This window comes from Rhizobacter terrae (genome assembly GCF_003852895.1).
Lineage (GTDB): Bacteria > Pseudomonadota > Gammaproteobacteria > Burkholderiales > Burkholderiaceae_C > Albitalea > Albitalea terrae.
In genome coordinates this window covers 148,816-166,736 of record NZ_QUSW01000005.1, presented here as the reverse complement: position 1 = coordinate 166,736, position 17,921 = coordinate 148,816, and the positions used below count along the sequence as shown (strand labels likewise).

Annotated in this window: 14 protein-coding genes; 7 read left to right on the top strand and 7 right to left on the bottom strand. The window is 64.5% G+C overall.

Features of this window, described 5'->3' with window-relative positions:
- Positions 1 to 23: 23 nt before the first annotated feature.
- Positions 24 to 2,042, bottom strand: coding sequence for a M14 family zinc carboxypeptidase (locus DZC73_RS18365; RefSeq protein ID WP_198414891.1), 2,019 nt, complete (start codon positions 2,040 to 2,042; stop codon positions 24 to 26).
- A gap of 97 nt (positions 2,043 to 2,139) precedes the next feature.
- Between DZC73_RS18365 and DZC73_RS18360 the strand changes: the two genes are divergently transcribed.
- Entirely contained in the window at positions 2,140 to 2,664 is a 525-nt protein-coding gene (locus DZC73_RS18360) for a hypothetical protein (RefSeq protein WP_124541821.1), read from the top strand.
- A 9-nt stretch (positions 2,665 to 2,673) separates the two neighbouring features.
- On the opposite strand, the gene DZC73_RS18355 is transcribed toward DZC73_RS18360, so the two are convergent.
- Positions 2,674 to 3,555: a helix-turn-helix domain-containing protein gene (locus tag DZC73_RS18355; protein ID WP_124541820.1), complete on the bottom strand. Its 882-nt coding sequence runs from the start codon at positions 3,553 to 3,555 to the stop codon at positions 2,674 to 2,676.
- A gap of 94 nt (positions 3,556 to 3,649) precedes the next feature.
- On the opposite strand from DZC73_RS18355, the gene DZC73_RS18350 reads away from it, so the two are divergent.
- Positions 3,650 to 5,044, top strand: a complete 1,395-nt coding sequence (locus DZC73_RS18350) for a cytochrome P450 (RefSeq protein WP_161974639.1) — start codon at positions 3,650 to 3,652, stop codon at positions 5,042 to 5,044.
- Between the two features lie 51 nt (positions 5,045 to 5,095).
- Here DZC73_RS18350 and DZC73_RS18345 read toward each other — a convergent pair whose 3' ends face one another.
- The 3 genes from DZC73_RS18345 to DZC73_RS18335 form a co-directional block, all read right to left on the bottom strand.
- Positions 5,096 to 5,770, bottom strand: a complete 675-nt coding sequence (locus DZC73_RS18345; protein ID WP_124541818.1) for an SdpI family protein — start codon at positions 5,768 to 5,770, stop codon at positions 5,096 to 5,098.
- Positions 5,767 to 6,075 (bottom strand): metalloregulator ArsR/SmtB family transcription factor, encoded by a 309-nt coding sequence (locus tag DZC73_RS18340; RefSeq protein WP_124541817.1) that lies wholly within the window; start codon positions 6,073 to 6,075, stop codon positions 5,767 to 5,769. Before DZC73_RS18340 ends, DZC73_RS18345 begins: the two co-directional genes overlap by 4 nt.
- A gap of 107 nt (positions 6,076 to 6,182) precedes the next feature.
- Positions 6,183 to 7,589, bottom strand: coding sequence for a serine/threonine protein kinase (locus DZC73_RS18335; RefSeq protein WP_161974637.1), 1,407 nt, complete (start codon positions 7,587 to 7,589; stop codon positions 6,183 to 6,185).
- Positions 7,590 to 7,973: 384 nt separating this feature from the next.
- Here DZC73_RS18335 and DZC73_RS18330 point away from each other — a divergent pair, with 384 nt between their 5' ends.
- The 5 genes from DZC73_RS18330 to DZC73_RS18310 all read left to right on the top strand — a co-directional run bounded on the left by DZC73_RS18330 (position 7,974) and on the right by DZC73_RS18310 (position 14,861).
- A complete protein-coding gene (locus tag DZC73_RS18330; RefSeq protein ID WP_407924118.1) occupies positions 7,974 to 9,041 on the top strand; it encodes a substrate-binding domain-containing protein in 1,068 nt (355 codons plus the stop codon).
- A gap of 71 nt (positions 9,042 to 9,112) precedes the next feature.
- Complete coding sequence (locus DZC73_RS18325; protein ID WP_161974636.1) at positions 9,113 to 11,488, top strand: response regulator; 2,376 nt, start codon at positions 9,113 to 9,115, stop codon at positions 11,486 to 11,488.
- Positions 11,489 to 12,086: 598 nt separating this feature from the next.
- Positions 12,087 to 13,058: a hypothetical protein gene (locus DZC73_RS18320; RefSeq protein ID WP_124541814.1), complete on the top strand. Its 972-nt coding sequence runs from the start codon at positions 12,087 to 12,089 to the stop codon at positions 13,056 to 13,058.
- A 49-nt stretch (positions 13,059 to 13,107) separates the two neighbouring features.
- Positions 13,108 to 14,181, top strand: coding sequence for a hypothetical protein (locus DZC73_RS18315; RefSeq protein ID WP_124541813.1), 1,074 nt, complete (start codon positions 13,108 to 13,110; stop codon positions 14,179 to 14,181).
- The gene (locus DZC73_RS18310; RefSeq protein ID WP_124541812.1) at positions 14,178 to 14,861 is read left to right on the top strand and encodes a hypothetical protein; all 684 of its coding nucleotides are present in this window, start codon (positions 14,178 to 14,180) and stop codon (positions 14,859 to 14,861) included. The genes DZC73_RS18315 and DZC73_RS18310 overlap by 4 nt, the downstream gene beginning before the upstream one ends.
- Before the next feature lie 58 nt (positions 14,862 to 14,919).
- On the opposite strand, the gene DZC73_RS18305 is transcribed toward DZC73_RS18310, so the two are convergent.
- Positions 14,920 to 15,720: an HNH endonuclease family protein gene (locus DZC73_RS18305; protein ID WP_124541811.1), complete on the bottom strand. Its 801-nt coding sequence runs from the start codon at positions 15,718 to 15,720 to the stop codon at positions 14,920 to 14,922.
- Between the two features lie 15 nt (positions 15,721 to 15,735).
- Positions 15,736 to 17,220 carry an ATP-binding protein gene (locus DZC73_RS18300; protein WP_124541810.1) on the bottom strand — a complete coding sequence of 495 codons (1,485 nt, stop codon included), beginning with the start codon at positions 17,218 to 17,220 and terminating at the stop codon, positions 15,736 to 15,738.
- Between the last annotated feature and the right edge of the window lie 701 nt (positions 17,221 to 17,921).

Sequence of the window (17,921 nt, the reverse complement as noted above, 5' to 3'; positions counted from 1 at the left end):
CCGGCGGCCTGCGCTGCCTCCTCTTACCAACTCAGTCCGAGCGTGTACTTGCCGTTCGTGGCACCCGTGCCGCCGCCGTAATACTTGACCCGAACGAAGCGCTGCACCGATGCGCCCGTGCTGTTGGTCAAGGTCACCGTGTCGACCGCGCCCGTGCCCTTCTCGCTCTTGCCCAGCTGCGTGCCGGCGGAGTCGTAGACGTACAGGTCGTAGTCGCTGGAGGTGTTGGGCGTGAGCGTGGACGTCAGCGTCTTGCCCGCCGGCAGGTTGACCACGAAGTAGTCGCTGTCGGTGGACGAGCCCATGTTGCCGTTCCAGGTGCCCGGCGTGGACACGGCGTTGGCGCTGGCCCGGCTGTCATTGGGCTCGGTCTCGTTGTTGCCCGGCGGCGTGACGTTCACGATCTTCAGGAACTGCGCCGTCACCGGCCCCCACTGGCCCGAGGCCACCTTGGCGCGCACGAACACCAGGTGCTTGCCCAGCGACAGGCCGCTGGTACTCAGCGTGCCCGTGATGCCTTCGGTGCTGGAGTTGAAGCTGCCGTCGCTGGCCGCGAGCGGAATCGCCACCGCGCCGGAGGACCACGGCGGCGTGTCGATGTAGGCCTCGGCGCCCGTCACCGTCTGCGTCGGCTCCGTGCCGTTGCTGTTGTTGAAGCGCGTGTCGGTGGCCGAGGCGCTGACGGTGACCGGCGTGCCCGCCGTCACGCCGCCGCCGCTGGCGTCATTGCTCAGCGTGAGCGAGAGCACGTCGGCGCCGGCAGGGATCTGGTAAGGCGCGCGGATCACCTTGGCCGCGTAGATCAGCGCCGGCAGGTTCTTCGGCTTGGTCGAGCTGGTGTACGTGCTGCAGCTCTCGAAGAAGCTGGAGCCCAGCTCGATGGTGAAGGCCGCCACGCCGAGTTCGCCGTAGCTCGGGCCGTCGCTGGTGCCGTCGGTGGCGTACAGGCCGATGGACTGCTCTGGCGTGTAGCCGTTGAAGTACGCCAGGCGCCGGCCCAGCGTCTGAAGCGCCGTGCCGTTGGCCGTGGGCGTGGAGGTCGTGCCCCATGGCCACAGCACCAGCTGGCTGTAGCTGTGGATGTCGATGTGCATGCCCATGGTGTCCGCGGGTGCGCCATCGTTCGGGTTCGGTCCGCGGCGGTCGGGGAAGATGCTGCGGATGTAGTTCTGCACCGCCTGGACTTCAGGCTCGGAACCGGCCGACGGCCCACGATACGTTTCGTCGCACTGGTTGCCGCTGGAGCCCGATCCGCCGGTGCTGTTCCAGCCGAAGGTGAAGTTGCGGTTCAGGTCCGCGCCGCGGCTGTTGCTGGTCGCGCCGCAGTAGTTGGTGTTGGTGTTCTTGCGCCATGAGAGTCCGCCCTCCGCCTTCTTGCGTCCATCGGGGTTGGTCTGCAGCATCAGGTGGATTTCATGGTGGTCCACGATCCACGTGGCTTCCGGGTCGTTGCCGTAGCCGTTGATGAGCCAGCGCGCGAATTCGAGCGACAGCGGCGCCGTCGTGTACTCGCGGGCATGGATGGCGCTCGTGATGAACAGCTTGGGCTTGGTGCCGCCGATGGCGCTGTTGGTGATCTTCAGCACCCGCATGTCATAGCCGCCCAGGCCTTGCGTCTTCTGCCAGGAGTCGCCCACGTCCAGCCAGGTGGCGAGGTTCGGGAAACTGGTGGCGAAGTTCTGCGCAGCGGTGAAGGTCTCCTCCACCGTCTCATAGCAGGAGAAGCCGGGAATCGACTGCACCGTCGCGTCGGTGCTGGTGGCACCCATGCGCTGCCTGGCGTCGGCCGCCTGCTGGATCTGCGTGAGGAAGTCGTCGCGCTTCTGGATGAACTCCGGCGCGTGCTCGATGCGGAAGCCGAAGCTGCGCAGCGTGGCGATTTCCTGCGGGCTCAGCTCCAGCACGAGGAACCCTTCGTCGTAGTTCGACTCCAGGAGGTTGGCGTGGAAGGTGATGGCCGCCTTGCGGGCCGTGCGCGCATCGGGCGCATAGGCCTTGTAGATGTTGGTCCGCTGCTTCTCCTGCTCTCGCAGGACCCGCATTTCGCTGGCATGGTCATTGGCGGAGACAACCGGTACAGCGGAAACTGCAAGCAACAGCGCGGCAACCGCCGCACTCAACGGCGGACGAACGAAGGTCATGACGACACTCCCTTGTGGTCGAGGGTCCCAGCCCAGCAAGCCCGGCTGGATCGGCAAGCGCTCACGGGTGATCGACCCGCCGAAGCGCCGCGCGATTCTGAGGTACTTCTCAGTACCGATACAGAGGGTTCGTCATGTCGTCAGGGTCATTGCGCTGCTGTTGGCGAACCTCGCCTTTTGCGGTATTTCATGCGCGTGCGAAGGCAGCGTGGAGCAGTGGTCGCGCGACTACCTGGTGCTCAAAACGGTGCAGGGGCACTTCGATGGTGGTGCATGGACACCCGATGTCGACCGCTGGGGCGGGCCCAAGCATTTGCTGATGCAGTGCCTGGCGCAGGAAGCGCAGTCACAGGCCGTCACGAAGTTCGTGCTGCTGCAGTGGATGGGCACGCCCGACGAGGCACGGACCACTGGACCAACGCAGGTCTGGGCGTATCACTGGCGAGGGCGGCACGACCGGCTGCTGGTCACGTTGTTCAACGGCAAGGTCAGCGACACGAAGTGGGACCTGGCCTTGGAGTGAGGCACCGGCTCACGACCAGATGCGGTAGACCCAGTAGCCCTCGTTGTCCTGCGCACGCTGCGCGAGTTCGGTCGGCGTCATGCCGGTGAGCGCTCGGGTCTCGCGGCACAGGTGCGCCTGGTCGGAGTAGCCGGCTTCCACGGCGCGGTCGGCCCACGACACTGGTTGCCCTTCGATGAGCTGGGCGCGCGTGGCGAGGAATGACTGCTCCGCGCGGTCCAGCCGCTTGAGGCCGCGCAGTGGTTGTCCCACGATGGACTTGATCTTGCGCTCGACCTTGCGCACGCTGCGGCCGAAGCCCGATGCCGCGGCATGCGCGGCGATGCCATGGACCCAATCACCGACCACGTTGCCCGGCACGGCGCCGCTGGCACGCGCCTCGCGCCAGCGCGGCTCGACGAACTCCTCGACGATAGCCACGCGTGCTTCGTCATCGGCCGCCTGCATCACGCGCTGCGACAGGTCCATCCATTCAGGGCCGAGCACGTCTTCCATCGCCACCACCCGGTTGGTCAGCGTGGACACGTCCATGCCCGTCACCGCATGCCAGGCCTGCGGAAACAGCAGGGTCATGAAGGCGTGGACAGGCCCTGGGTTGAAGCTGGCGCTGGGCCGCGTGTGGGGGCCGCTCACGATGGCCGATGCCAGCCACTGGCCGTCCGGCATGGCCACGTCCTCAGGCGCCACCAGCCGGCACTGGCCTTCGATGAACCAGGTGATGGCGCACATGGGGCTGGCCGGGAAGCGGTTGATCCGTTCGTCGGCCGGCAGCAGCGCGATGCCGGTGGTGTCGCGGTCGATGTGGGCCCGGATGCACGAGGCCAGTGAGGTGCGCGGCGGCAGCAGGCGCGCGGTCGGAGGGAGTTCGCTGTTGAGAGGCACGGCCTGCATCGTAGCGCCGGGCGCATGCCGCTTTCATTCAAGACCGGGCCGCCGGATTGCGGCAGAGTATGGCCATCGTTCGTCTTTTCGGCCCCGCCAACCCATGACCGCGCAGCGCCCTCCCGGCCCCTCGTCCGCCTACTTCGGCATCCCCCTGGCCCGTCGCATGTTCCAGGACTACGTCGGCTTCCACCAATGGCTGCACCGCGAGCACGGCGACGCGGTGTTCATGCAGCTGGGCCGCATGCGCGACTACTGCTTCGCCCACCCCGACCTCGTGCGCGAGGCGCTGGTGGAGAAGGGCAAGTCGTTCATCCGCTGGAAGTACGGGATGGAGGTGTTCTCCCGCGCCCACGGGCAGAGCGTGCTCATCACCGAAGGCGCGGTGTGGCAGCGCCAGCGACGCATGCTGCAGCCGGTGTTCGGCCCCAAGCGCTTCGACGGCTACGCCCGCCAGGTGGTGGCCGGCAGCGCCGCCGCGCTGGATGCGCTGCCGGTGAACCAGCCCGTGGACTTCGAGCACGCCATGACCATGCTCACCATGGACGTGATCATGCGCACCATGTTCAGCAGCGAGGTGCCGGCAGAGGGCGTGGCGGCCAGCCAGGCAGTGCGCGTACTCAGCCGAGCGGGCATGAAGGAGATGTTCCTGCCTTTCCCGATTCCGCAATGGGTGTGGCTGCCCTGGCGCCCCGAGGCCAACCGGGCGCGGGCCACGCTGGACACGCTGGTGTGGCGCTTCATCCGCGAACGGCAGGCAGCGCCGGGCGAGCATGACGATTTGCTGGCGATGCTGATGTCGGCCGCCGACGAGGAAGGCGACCAGGGCCGGCTGGACCCGCAGCAGATCCGCGACCAGTGCATGACGACTTTCCTCGCCGGCCACGAGACCACCGCCACCGCGCTCACCTGGTGGGGCTGGGCCATGGCTGCGCACCCGGAGATCGCGCGCCGTGCCGCACAGGAGGTGGATGCAGCGCTGGGCGGACGTTCACCGGTCCACGCCGATCTGCACCACCTGCCCTACCTCGCGCAGACCATCAAGGAGACGCTGCGCATGTTTCCGCCGGCGGCGTCGCTGTTCACGCGGCAGGCCATCGAGGACGTGCAGATCGGCCAATGGCAGATTCCCAAGGGCGCGATGGTGCTCGTCACGCCGTATGTGCTGCACCACGACCCGCGCTGGTTCGACGAACCCGGCCGCTTCGACCCCGAGCGCTTCTCGCCCGAGCGTGCCGAGCGCATCCCGCGTGGCGCCTACCTGCCCTTCGGCCTGGGGCCTCGCGTGTGCATCGGCAGCAACTTCGCCGCGATGGAGATGGCCTTGATCGCCGCGATGCTGCTGCAGCGCTTCGAGTTCCGGTTGCTGTCAGGGCAGCCGGCTCCGCGGCCGGTGCTGAACGTGACGCTGCGGCCCGCCGAGGGCATGACCTTGGAGCTGAGGCGCCGCGTGCCTGCCGCATCGCCCGCACACGCGGAGGAACCTGCCCCGGCGTGAAGGTCCCCAGCGAAGTCCACCCTGAAGGCAGGCGCCTGACGGATCGATCGCTCAGGCCGTCCGCTCGGGGTCTTTGCGCCACACGCGCCAGCTTTCGAACACCGCCACCACGGCACCGAACAGCGACACCGCCGCCGGCAACATCGCACCGGCCGCATCGTTGACGAGCGGCATGGTGGCCAGCCCGACCAGCCCGCCGAAGAACCAGATGCGGCCCAGCAGGCGATTGGAGCGGTCCCAAGCCAGCCGGCTGTGGCGCGTCCAGTAGACACGCACGCCCGTCACCTTGTTCGGCTTGACCTTGCCGATGACCGCGCCGATGCCGATGAGGGTGAGCCACACCAGCGCACCCACCCACGGCATGTGCCCGCCCTGGAAGGTTCCCATGCCCAGCGAGAGCATCAAGGCGGTCGCGCCGCCCATCGCAATGAGCATGACCAGGCGCGCCGCGCCCTGCACCGTGCTGTTGGCAGGATCGATGCCGACGCGCCAGGCGGACTGTGCGAGCAGGAACTTCGAGGCCAGGGTCAGCACCGCGAGGCCCAGCAGCACCAGCGCGATCTCGTTGCGGTCGCCCCAGCCGTTGGGTTGCCCGTGCCAGTCGAAATGCACCGGCAAGGACCCCTCCGGTCCGCGCAACGCCACCCAGGCCGCCGAGCACGCCTGGACTGCGGCCAGCAACCAAGTGGCCAGATCAAACAAGGGGCGTGGCTGTGAGTTCTTCATGCGAGTGGCTTTCTCTTGAGGCCGGGCTTCTTGCGAGGGCGCGAAGCACCGGTGTTCATCAAGCCGACGAGGAAAGACACCGCTTCCTCGGCGGCGGACATGTTGAGGCGGTAGCGGATGGAGGAGCCTTGGCGTTCAGCCTCGACCAGGCCCGCGTCCTTCAGCACGTTGAGGTGGCCGGTGACGGTGGGCCAGCTCATGTCGAACATGGCGGCGATGTCGCCCGAGGCCATGGGACCGGCATCCAGCGCGCTGATGATTTCGCGGCGAGCCGGGTGCGAGAGGGCCTTGAAGAGTTCGTTCATTAGCCTCAATGCTAATTAGCCAATCAGCTAATTTCAACCAGAGACCACCCTGTCCTGTCGGATTCGGAATCCACCGGGGCCGCTGTCGGTCACGGCCTGATCCCGGCTCAGTTGACCGCGTCGTTCTCGCGCAAGTCCAGGCACTGCCGGTGCTGCAGGAACTGCGGCCGCTTGCATTGGGTCTGCATGCAGTAGTAGAGCGAGAAGTTCGTGCGCTGCCCGCAGACGGCACGCGGGTTGTTGGGCTCTGCGGGTGCGGCCTTGGCCTGGGTTCGCTTCGTGTCCGGCACGGGCTCGGCTTGGCTGCTCGACGTGGCGACGATGGTGGCAACTTCCGCCGAAGCGGGCGACTCGACCGGCAGCACCTGCACCGCTTTGGATGCAGGCACGGCGGCGGACACCGGTTCGATGGTTGCCACAGGCGGCGATTCGCTCACCCTGGCCATGGGTGGCGGCGCGGCGTGCGTCTGCAGTCGCCACCAGCCACCGGCCACGCCCAGCACCGCCAGGCCCAGGGCCACCGCCCAAAGTTGCCGGCCGCGCTGTGGCTGCGCCGCCATCGACGGCATCGCGGCGGTGGATTCGGTCGGCGAAGGCCGTTCTGCCGTTCCGGATGGGACGGAACCCTTTTTCTGCGCCGTTGGCACGCGGTCCAAACGCTGCCGAAACTCGGCCACGCTGTTGATGCGCCGCCGTGGATTGTTCGACAGCGCCGCGTCGACGCACGCCAGGAATGCGGCGCTGTAATGCAAGCGGGGGAACCGCGCATGCAGCTCGAGCGCGGTGTCGACGAAGGAAGGCGGGCGATGGTCAACGGCGTCCCTCGTGGCGCCCAGCTCTCCGCCTCCGATGGCCAGGTGCAGCACCTCGGCCAGCGCTTTCAGATCAGCCCCGGGGCCTGCGGGCCGCGACGGGTCTGCCAGGCGCCTGGCGGCACCGAGGCCCAGCAACACCGGCGAGCCATCGGCCTGCACGAGGATGTTGTCCGCCGAGATGCCGCCGTGGGTGCACTGCGCCGCGTGCAGCAGCTCCAGCGCACCCAGCAACGGCGCCATCAGGGCGCGCAGCCAGGCTTCATCGGGCGGATCCAGCATCTCGGCCAGCACGTCCGCCAGGCTGTGTCCTTCGCAGTACGCCATCGTCATGTAGGCGGTCTGGTGCTCTTGCCAGAAGCCGTGCACGCGAGGAAGCGCCGGGTGGTCCAGCCGCGCCAGGAGCTTGGCACGCTGCAGGAAGGTGCTCACACCCTGCGCAAAGCGGGCCGCGTCGGCGCCTCGCTTGAGCGACACCCGCAGGCCCTCGCCCCGCTCGGCGAGATCGGCGGGCAGGTACTCCTTGATCGCCACCTGCCGCTGCAAGGACGAATCGAGCGCGAGGTACACGATGCTGGAGCTTCCGCGGCCCAACACCTCCACCACGCGGAAGCCACCGAGGTTCGTGCCGGGGGGAAGCGCTTCAGCGGCCTGTGCGGCGTGGAGTTGCTGGGTGGTCGGGCCGAAGTCTGCCGGATCCATGGGGGCGGAGGGTTGTGGGGTCGGGGGGAGTGTTCTACGTCTGGGGCTGCCTGGGACTGAGCTTGATCGGGCATTGCGGACATGCGTGAAAAAATCACGGTGTTTTGGCAAGCGTGGTTCGAACTGCGGATATGCAGCCAGCAGCGGACCCTTGACGATGCGCCGCCGCCTCGCAGGCGCCGGCATTGGCGGATCGCTGCGGATACCTGGCCTGTGCCGCCGACGGCAGCGCACAATGGCGTCGCTGGGAATCAAGTCGCTGGGAATCGACCTTGGCAGGCCCCCTGAGAGGCCGGCCACCGGCAGCTCGAGGAGATCGGCGTGGCAACTGAGCGTGACTTGACGATCCGAAGAGGATGCGCGATTCGCCTGGCCTTCGCGGCGATCGCCTTGTTCGGGCTGCGTCCGGCGCCGTGCGCGGCGGCCCCGACCGCCCCGGCTCGCAACGCCATCGAGGCCGCTTCCAGCCCCTCACCGACGTGGACCGGCCCGACCTCCGGCCCGGCAGCCGTCCCGGGAAAGTCGATCGTGGTGCTGGCCGAAGACCTGCGCAACGGCGGCATCCTGGGAGTCGCCCAGGGCATTCGCGAGGCCGTGCGCGCGATCGGCTGGAAAGTCCGCATCGTGGATGCAGGCGGCACGCCGGCGGGCCGGCGCCGGGCCGCGGCCGAGGCCTTGGCGGCGCAGCCCGACGGCCTGGTGCTGTGCGGCTCGGACGCCACGGAGCTCGAGCCCATCCTGCGCGCCGCGTCGCCGCAACTGCCGCCGCTCGTCGGTTGGCACGCGGGGCCCCGACCCGGCGCGATCGCAGGAACATCGGTCGCCATGAACGTGACCACCGACCCGATCGCAGTCGCCCGCACCACGGCGCTGGCCGCGGTGGCGCAATCGGGCGGCAAGGCAGGCGTCGTGATTTTCACCGACTCGCGATTCGCGATCGCCACCGCCAAGGCGCAGGCCATGGCGGAGGTCATCCGGCAGTGCAGCGGCTGCAAGCTGCTCGAGGTGAAAGACGTCGCGATCTCCGAAAGCGCGGCGCGCATGCCGGCGCTGACCGAGGAGCTGCTCGCCGCTTACGGCCCGCGCTGGACGCAGGCGCTGGCGATCAACGACATCTACTTCGACTACGCGGTGCCCATGCTGACCAAGGCCGGCAGGCCGGCCAGCGCCATCAGCCTGCTGTCGGCAGGCGACGGCAGCGCATCGGCGTTCATGCGCATCCGCGCCGGCACCTACCAGACCGGCACGGTCGCCGAGCCGCTGAACATGCAGGGCTGGCAGGTGGTCGACGAGCTGAACCGGCTGCTGGCTGGACACCCGGTCAGCGGCTTCGTCGCACCCGTGCACCTCGTGTCGGCCAGCAACGTCACCGCTGACGGCGGTCCTCGCTTCGTCTACGACCCCGAGAACGGGTATCGGAACGCCTACCTGCGGATCTGGAAGGTGCGCTGAAGACCATGCCGTTTCGCCTGCCTGCCCGCATCTTCCCAACGCTGCATGGGGGCGCACTCACGGACCGGCTCATGCCCCATTCGCTGCGGGCGCAGCTGGCTGTCGCGCTGACGGCGATGGCGCTGCTCGTCGTCGTCGGCGGCGCGACGGCCTTCGTCGCCCTGTTCGCCACCGGACAGGCGGCACGACAGTTCTCCCAGGAACAGCAGGAACGTGCGCAGATCACGCAGGACCTGCAGCAGCGGACCCTGCAGATCGAGCTGCTTGCCGAGCGGATGACATCGGCCGAGTCGCAGTCCGCAGCCCGGGCCGCCTATGCGCGGATCCTGGAGGAGCTCGATGCGCTCGACCGGCTGACCGCGCGCCTGGCAGTGAGCGAGGATGCCTCGGTGCTCGACCTGCACCAGGCCAGCCAGCTGTTCAGGAACTCCGCGCACGTGCTCGCCCAGCTTCGGGAATCCGCTGCAAGGTCCGGGACCACCGACCTGGCGACCGCCGCGGCGCTGAACAGCTACCGCAACGAGATGCAGGCCCAGGCGCTGGCCCTGGCGCAGGCCACTCGCGAACAGTCGGACCGGCTGGCACGTGCGCACCTGGCGGCCGTCGCACGCGTCGTGGACGCCGCGCAGACGAGCGCGTACTGGGTGGTCGCCTGGCTGGCCTTCGGCCTGCTCGCCGCCGGCCTCGTCGCGCGGATCTTCATCGGGCGGCACGTCATTGGGCGCTTGCAGGAAGTGAGCCGAAGCCTGCTTTCGGCCGACCAGGCCGGCGATTCGCCACCGCAGGTTCCGGTGCACGGCGACGACGAGATCGGAGAGATGGCGCGCGCGGTCGAGCGCTTCCTGTCGGACCGGCGCGAGCTGGCCTCCACCCGCACCTTGCTGGAGGCCGAGCAACAGCGCCTGGCCGCAATCATCGACAACACGGCTGACAGCATCGTCGTGCTGCAGGGCGGCCGCGTGCGACAGTTGAATCGTGCCGCCGAACGCATGGTCGGCGTGTCCAATTCCGAGGCGGCGGACCTGCCCGCCGATGAATTCCTGGCCGACTTCGAGGGCCTGCACGGCGGCGTTCCCGGCATCCCGCGCGATGCGGTGGTTCGCCGCCGCGACGGCTCCAGCATTCCGGTGGAGGTGTCGCTCAATCCGGTCAGCTCGGGCAACGGCGAACTGCTGGTCCTCGTCATCCGGGATGCGACTTTGCGCAAGGAAGCCGAGCGGCACCTGATCGCCGCCCGCGACGCGGCCGAGTCGGCCCGCGAAGCGCAGGCCATCTTTCTCACGAACATCAGCCACGAGCTGCGCACGCCGCTGAACGGCATCCTGGGCTTCGTGCAAGTGCTGCGACGCGGCGATCCGCTGACCGAGCGGCAGGCCAAGGGCGTGAAGGTGATCGAGGAGAGCGGGCAGCACCTCAAGCTGCTCATCGACGACCTGCTCGACCTGGCCCGCCTCGAAAAGGCACGCGGCGAACTCAGCCCGTCCGAGATCGACTTGCCGCCATTCATGCAGGCGGTGTGCGACATCGTGCGCGTGAAGGCCGAGGAGAAGCGCCTGGCGTTCTCCTACCAGCCCGCCCCGGACCTTCCGCCGGCCATCGTGGCGGACGGCAAGCGACTGCGCCAGGTCCTGCTCAATCTCTTGTCCAACGCTGTCAAGTTCAGCGACACGGGCCGGGTGATGCTGCGCGCGGCGGCCGTGCCTGCTGCTGCACGCCCAGGCACGGTCCGACTGCGATTCGAGGTCGAGGACCAGGGCATCGGCATGACCGAAGCCCAGGCGGCCAGGCTGTTCCACCCGTTCGCGCAGGTCGCCGAGCACCAGGAGCGTCGCGAAGGCGGCACCGGGCTGGGCCTGGCGATCAGCCAGCAGCTGGTGCGCCTGATGGGCGGCGAGATCCAGGTGCGCAGCCCGCCAGGCCAGGGCTGTGTGTTCTCGTTCGAGATCGAGGTGCCGTTGCCGCAGGTTCCGGACCACGGGCAGCCGCAAGGCCAGGGTTCCGACACCGACGATGCATCGGTCCTGCGCGGAGCCCGCGTGCTGGTCGTTGAAGACAACATCTTCAACCAGGATCTGATGACCACGCTGCTGGGCGACGCCGGCGTGGAGGTCAGCGTGGCAGGCGACGGCAGGCAGGCCATCGAAGCCCTGGAACGGCAGCGTTTCGATGCCGTGCTGATGGACTGCCTGATGCCGGTGATGGACGGCTACGAGGCCACCCGCGCCCTGCGCCAGAGGCCGGCGCTGCAGACCCTGCCCGTGATCGCGCTCACGGCGAACGCGATGGTCGGAGATCGCGACAAGGTGCTCGCCGCCGGCATGGACGACTACGTCACCAAGCCTGTAGAGGTCGAGGAACTGCTCGCGACGCTGGCGCGGTGGTTGCGTGCTCGGGATGCAGACGCTGCTGATCGGCCGCTGGTGCTGGATGGGTCCAGGGGGCGGTAGACGTGCTGGGCGAGATGCATCGATGGAGCCCACCAATAGCCGCTACGACGCTTAACAGCAGAGTAATTTGGGTTCAGGAGGCCGCTGCCGCTCGGCTCCCGTAAGTGAATGGTTGGGTTCCGTCTGAAGCCGACTTGCCAGCACGCATGACGGGAAAGCAGCGGGAGCGGTCGATGATCTCAAGCCCCGAACCGACCTTGTCGGTCACCTTGCAGTCATTCATCCAGCGGTAATTGCCAGCGTGTCTCGCAAGCTCATACGAGCCAACCCCACCGAGTTCGACGAGTCGCGTCGCGAAACAAGGGCGTTCCGGAAGGCCCAGCGCCGGATCAGTATGGCGCCCGAGGCACGCGTCGATGATCAGATCAACGTTGACGTACAGCGGTCGCGTTCGTCGGGTACGACACTGTTATGGAGCACCAGTGGAAGCGCCTACCCGGCGACACGCAAGAGAGAGATCGACCACAGGGCCAGCCGTCCAAGCTGACCCATCTCTGGGTTGTCCCCGAGTTGGGTGAAGTTCAGATACAAGATAATGAATCAAAACTGGTTGTCCTAGGGAGGCGACGTGGGGGGAGAGACTAGCCGGACCGCGCAGATGGCGGCCAAGCTTTCGGACGAGGTGTTCGCAGAGTTCTTCTGGGAAAGGGTTGGCCCCGTCGATCAGAACTGGCCCTGCGAGGACAAGGAACATCACGGCGTTGATACGCACCCCGCCGACGTAGTGTTCTTTTACGACGAGCCGTATGCGCTCAAGCGCACTTTTGTGCACTGCGACCTGAAGAGTTATGCGAAGACGACCATCACCGCTGGCGCGGTGCATGGCGCCGTGGAAAGTCTCGCAAAGCAGATCGCGTGCGCTGAAAAGAGCGAGAAGTGGCGCGACCTGTACATGCACAGTAACGTCACGCCCGAGGTCTGCGGGCTCCTTTTTGTTTACAACCACGATGGCGGGTACGAAAAGGACTTTTCATCGCACCTCGTCACGATCAAGAGAGAGAAGCTGCCGCTGCCCAAGGGCGCGCGCATAGTCGTCCTCGGCCCAGCCGACATCTTCTGGCTCGACAACGTGAGGTATGACATTCGGCAGCTTCGTGGCGCCGCGGCTGGCATAACGCTACCTCCTCCGGCCTACTGCAAGTACTTTTATCCGCAATTCGATGGTCGTGCCAACCTACAGCCCGAGAAGGCACGCGCTGCCACCTTGGAGATGCTGACCTCGCCCTGGATCGTGCTTGAGTACAAGCACGGCCAGAACTACTCGCAGCGAGGCTTCATCGTCTACTACCGCAGGGACGGCAGTGACGAAGAGCAGTTCATGTACCTCTTGGACTACCTTCGCCACTACCAAGTTCTTGATGAGGGCGCTAAGGTCGAGGTGCGGATGCTAGGCGGCGATGCTGCTGCGGCTCCGCGCTTTCAGAAGGCGCAGCATCGCTATATCGAAAGCCTTGGCGACGACGCAGAAGCAACGGAGCTGGCCACCAAGGTGAAGGAGATCAAGTTCGCCAAGATGACCCACATCATCACGGACTTCTCCACCATTGACCTTGGGATGGACTATGCGTGACCGGAGCCAGCTCTACTACGCGACAAATCGTGAGATCCGGGACCTGCTCATGTCTGGAAAGCAGAGGATCACCGAGAACGTTTTGCTGGAGTTGTTGAGAGATCGCGGAATTCTGTGCTCACCAGATGAGCCCCGCGAGGATCTCGTGGAGCGACTGTCGATGCTGACGCACGACTACGCAGACGTGTGCGGTTTGCTTGAACGCCGCGAGGCACAACGCCGCGGCGAGAAGACTTCGACCATCGCAATCGACGTCTCGCTGACCCCAGACGAGCTGAAAGAAATCATCGACGAGTACCAGCAGGCTGAGACTGGCGAGAAAGTCTCGCACTACAAGAAGAGTCCCGACGAGTTCGTGATGAACGTGACCTACTACGACCCCGACTACTCGAAGACGCGACTTCTTCAGTGGCAAGAGCTGCACGCGACGATTGAATTCGTGAAGAAGGAAGGTCGAACGGAACTTCGGTTGCCTGCGACCGAAAAGGCACGGTCCATTGTTGACAATATCAAGGCGCGCGTGGAAGCCAAGAAGAAGACGCCTATTCAGCTCGAAGAGATTGAGCTGACGAACCTGACGGCCCCAGAAGATCGGACGACATTCTTTACCAAACTCATCTCGTCCTTGCCTCACTTTCCTTTGGAAAACGTCTCTCGCCTACGGGTAGCCCACTCGAAAAGCATCGATCAAGACGATGACTTCGATATGGAAGAGGAAGAGGTGGAGGAGGCAGCAGAGAAGATGCTAGGCGTGGTTGAAAACGTCGCACTGTCTGGAGAAAACTTGGTCGCGTCAGAGATGTACCAAGAGCTGAAGGCGAAGGGCTTCTACATCACGTCGGTCACATGGCGCGCACGCCAGGATGTGGACCCGTACGCAAAGGTCGAGTTCGATGCGGGGTTTGAGGACAGACAAGCGGCCAAACGGTTCAGGTACTCAGTGCACGGAGCCCTTCGCTTCAAGAATGGGAAGTACACGAAGAACCTTCGGCATGTTGAGGACGCGGAGAAGGCGGCGCTGCTCGGCATGATCGAGCAGACAGCACGCAAAGTGCTGGCCGATCTTTTGGCGGCGCAGGCGGCCGCTGATGCGGCCGCACAAGGCAACGGAGGGATCGAATGAAAAGGTATCGTTGGCTGCGCGCCAAGTGGCCGATCTCCATGCGCGTCCTAGCCAAACGTCTTAAGGCAAAGGGCTTTGAGGACGGCAAGACCGACGGTTTCGTAGTAGATCGAGCGCGTGATGACTACCTTGAAGCGAGGTTCGTCGAGCGTGTTGAGTATGACGACACAGTTGTTGATCCGTTCGGCAAAGAGCTATCGTTTCATCGGGTCGAGTATCGACAGTGCGAGTTTCGTGCCTCGGTTGACGGCCCCGGACTAGAGCTTGTCGATGCGCCTCGCGCTGTTCAGGCAGCAATTAGCGGGCTTGCCGAGGCTACCGAGTTCGGCCTTGCGATTGCATCCCTTAACCTCAATGTGCTGGCGTGGGCCAAGGGTGTGCAGCGCTTGGCCAACATCAGTGGCATTGTTGACTCGGTCCAGATTGGTGCGATCGAACTAGCACCTGGAATTACCGCCAAGGCCTTGGTTAGAGGATCCACGGACGTTCTATCTGCGAGCAACCGCTTAGTTGATGGCAAGAAGCACTTGATCGAGAAGGTGCAGTTGAAGCTCCCGGGCTCGCGAAAGACCGCGATTGTCCTCGCTGGCAACGGAACAGTGCGAATTGACTCAGAAGTTCCATCGGACACGGTCGTTTCAATTCGCGCCGCGCTACAGGAACTACTCGGTCACGATTGACGATCGCTTCACCAGATTTGGACGCTGTGTCTGATTCCTGGAGAGACTTTTTTCCCGATCAGATGTCGGCGTGATCGGCTGAGTTAGAGTCTGCCGCCAACACCGCGGTGCCGGCTGCTAAGAGCGACCCCTCCTCATCAATCTCGCTTTGCAGGGCCCCTATCACAGCGCGCGACCCAGCGTGGTCGAAGTGCGCCGCCATGTCGGTCAAGAGTGCCAGCAACTCGCGCTTGCGGGCTACATCATTGACTTCGTGAAAGGTCCTGAGGGCGGTTTCCGCAGCGCCATCCCTCGTAATGGCGAACTCGTCGGCAAGACGAGTTGCGTTCAGGGCGGCGAATTCGCAGATGCGGCTCGTCTCCCGGCCCTTTAGCGATCCAGCCTGAGGAACGATACGGCCGATCTCGTCAAACTTGAGGTGATGGTCCCATTCATCCAGATGCGGATGAACGATGAGGTAATCACCGCTAGTTGTTGACAGGGTGGCGAAGCGCTCACCAGTTGCGGAGATCGATCTGTTGGACTTGCTTCCATTGCAATGCTTGCAAGCCGCCGCAAGATTGGCGGGTTCAAACATGTACTCTTTATAGTCGGCCTTGTCCAGGATGTGCTCAGCGTCGTAGGTCAGTTTGTGGTCTTGAAACTCCACACTGCAATAACAGCACCTGCGCCGTTGCTGACGATAGTAGTGCTCCTTAGCCTCGGCCCGAAACTTCACGATGAGCGCGCCATAAGGACCGTCCTTGGTAGACCAATCGAGAGCGCCTTCTTTTGCCAGTTGCTTGATCCCAGTGTGCTCCTCGGCCGTCAACGACTCGACCGGATTGAGTACGTGCGCCCGACTTCGAAATCTTCTCATACCACTTCTTCCTCCTCAGCCTGGGGTGGGAGACGAGTTCTCAACGAGCTTTAGGGCTTTGTCCAGGAGGTTCTTCATTTCCCGCGAACCCTCGCCGTCCCGTTGGTACAGCAACATGTACTTCTCCAGCTGTGCACGGGCTTCAAGCCGGTCGTTGAAGGAACCTGATTCGGCCTGGGTCACCAAACCGAAGATCTCGTTCGAGATGTGAAGGTTGTTTGGAATGGGCGTATCGAAAACATCAATCAGCACCTCCTCGACGGAGGTTCTCTCGCGTTTGTTCACGGAAGTGGAGACACGACCCAAGCGCGGGTTATCCATCGCGATAGTCTTTACGTCGTGCCTAGCCGCTGCCTGAGCTATCAGAGGCGAGTGAGTCGCAATAATGACGTGGCAATCCTGAACCACCTCTAGCGCAGTTTCAAGATGCTTCAGGTAGCCCATTTGCCATCGGGGATGCAGACTGAGTTCGGGCTCATCTATCAGAACAAGGGAGTGGTCTTCGAGTGCCGCCGCCAAACCGAAGATTGAGCACAGCATCTGTTGCTGGCCAGAACTTGCGTGAGTCAGGTCGACTGGGTCACCTCCAATGGGTGTGAGCTTGCAGCCAACGAGTTCGAGCAGTTCGAGACGGGCGAGCACCGAGAACGCCTGAAGATAGGCGAAATCGGAGGACATGCCTTCCCTGCCACGGAACGCGGTAAACCTGAAGATTTCCAGGTTTCGATCTCTATGGGGCTCTCTTCCGACAAGGTAACTATCGACGAGGTTGATGGCATGCCGAAGATATTCGGCAGTCTCCCCGATGTCGCCGTTGCGGGCCTCGCGCCGGAACCGCTTCAAGACGTTCTTGCCGAATATCTGATTGTCGATACTGAATTCTCTCCCGCTGGCAAATAGCCCGAGGACGTTCTCGAGTCGCTCGGCCTCGGCGTCCAGCGACATGATGGCCGATAGGCCTCTGTGCGCGCGATAGGTCAGCTCGATTCCGCTCTTGAAACCGAGTTCCTCTAAGACGTCAAAGGCGACTTTCGCGGTCCCCGGTTTTTCGCTGAGGCGAAGGATGCCGTTTTCCACAGTCGAACGGGCCAGCTTGCGTAATCCAATGCTTGAGCCCTGATGGAAGCCAATGCAGACGTATTGCTCCTTACTCTCGTCTCCTCGGCCGTAGATGGACCCGAACTCGGGTGCCAATCTGGGTGGCGGCGGGAATCTGGAGAACGGACTGAATGTTTGCGCAACGAGTCGGATGCGGTCGTCCTCATCCTGCGAGGCTGGACTGTAGGAGACACGAAAGCCGGAGTCCTTTCTCCATCTCACGCTGGCTCCATCGGCTGTTGCGGAGCGGCCGTGAAACACCCTAGCGATCGAAGCGAGTACGTCCGTCTTGCCAGAGCCGTTCGGCCCGGTCAAAAGAGAGATCTGGTTGCGACGACTCGGATAAGGAATGTCAAAGCTTACCTCGACGTTTCGTGACGTCTTGGCGAGGTAGACGAACATAAGATCTCCATGCGTCAAAGTTCGAGCGGAACTCTTAAGCCACCGACACGCGATGGATGATAGTGCCGGCGGCGCGAGTCCGGACAGGACGCGAAGATGGCGGCACGGGTCCAACTCGGGGAATCCTTTCGCGGGCGAAATGACGCCGTTGCAAGGAACTGCGGGTTCTCAGCTCGTGCATCCTCAATTGCCCAATGGCTCATCATCGAGGCTTCGGCTAGGCCTCTGATGGGGCTGGTGGCGGTGGACTCTTCGCGTGGTACTCCGCTTGGCGTTGCTCGCGGTCCGCGCGCTGCTTCTCGATCTTGTCGATAACCTCTTGCAGGTAGTGCGAACGGATCAGGAGGTGCGTTCGGGACGCATGGACCCGCACAAGCAGAAGGAGGAGTTCAACTACGCCTACGTGTGCGCTCTTGGAGCGCATGCAGGGCTGAACCGTACCTCGTCAGTTACCCTAGTGCTCGCCCGGACATTCGGTGGGCTTTCAAGTCGAAGCCGCGTGCACGACCGCTTACGCTCGGAGTGGTCAATCGGCGTCTACACGTGAACGGCCGCACCCAGTCTGGAACCGCCGGTCGCCGCACCGACGTGGCAAACTTCTTCCGCCCCATCAGCGACATTCGTTGCCGTGCAGTTCATCGCGTCTCGGTGACAGGGTCAGCCTGCTCCGACGACCAAAGGCCCCTGCGCTCGTCTACCTG

Bases quoted from the DNA above. Each gene is read 5' to 3' on its own strand.
- DZC73_RS18305 (WP_124541811.1), bottom strand. From the start codon at position 15,720: ATGAGAAGATTTCGAAGTCGGGCGCACGTACTCAATCCGGTCGAGTCG.
- DZC73_RS18365 (WP_198414891.1), bottom strand. From the start codon at position 2,042: ATGCGGGTCCTGCGAGAGCAGGAGAAGCAGCGGACCAACATCTACAAG.
- DZC73_RS18325 (WP_161974636.1), top strand. From the start codon at position 9,113: ATGCCCCATTCGCTGCGGGCGCAGCTGGCTGTCGCGCTGACGGCGATG.
- DZC73_RS18335 (WP_161974637.1), bottom strand. From the start codon at position 7,589: ATGGATCCGGCAGACTTCGGCCCGACCACCCAGCAACTCCACGCCGCA.
- DZC73_RS18360 (WP_124541821.1), top strand. From the start codon at position 2,140: ATGACGACACTCCCTTGTGGTCGAGGGTCCCAGCCCAGCAAGCCCGGC.
- DZC73_RS18300 (WP_124541810.1), bottom strand. From the start codon at position 17,220: ATGTTCGTCTACCTCGCCAAGACGTCACGAAACGTCGAGGTAAGCTTT.
- DZC73_RS18315 (WP_124541813.1), top strand. From the start codon at position 13,108: ATGTCTGGAAAGCAGAGGATCACCGAGAACGTTTTGCTGGAGTTGTTG.
- DZC73_RS18340 (WP_124541817.1), bottom strand. From the start codon at position 6,075: ATGAACGAACTCTTCAAGGCCCTCTCGCACCCGGCTCGCCGCGAAATC.
- DZC73_RS18310 (WP_124541812.1), top strand. From the start codon at position 14,178: ATGAAAAGGTATCGTTGGCTGCGCGCCAAGTGGCCGATCTCCATGCGC.
- DZC73_RS18350 (WP_161974639.1), top strand. From the start codon at position 3,650: ATGACCGCGCAGCGCCCTCCCGGCCCCTCGTCCGCCTACTTCGGCATC.
- DZC73_RS18320 (WP_124541814.1), top strand. From the start codon at position 12,087: ATGGCGGCCAAGCTTTCGGACGAGGTGTTCGCAGAGTTCTTCTGGGAA.
- DZC73_RS18345 (WP_124541818.1), bottom strand. From the start codon at position 5,770: ATGAAGAACTCACAGCCACGCCCCTTGTTTGATCTGGCCACTTGGTTG.
- DZC73_RS18355 (WP_124541820.1), bottom strand. From the start codon at position 3,555: ATGCAGGCCGTGCCTCTCAACAGCGAACTCCCTCCGACCGCGCGCCTG.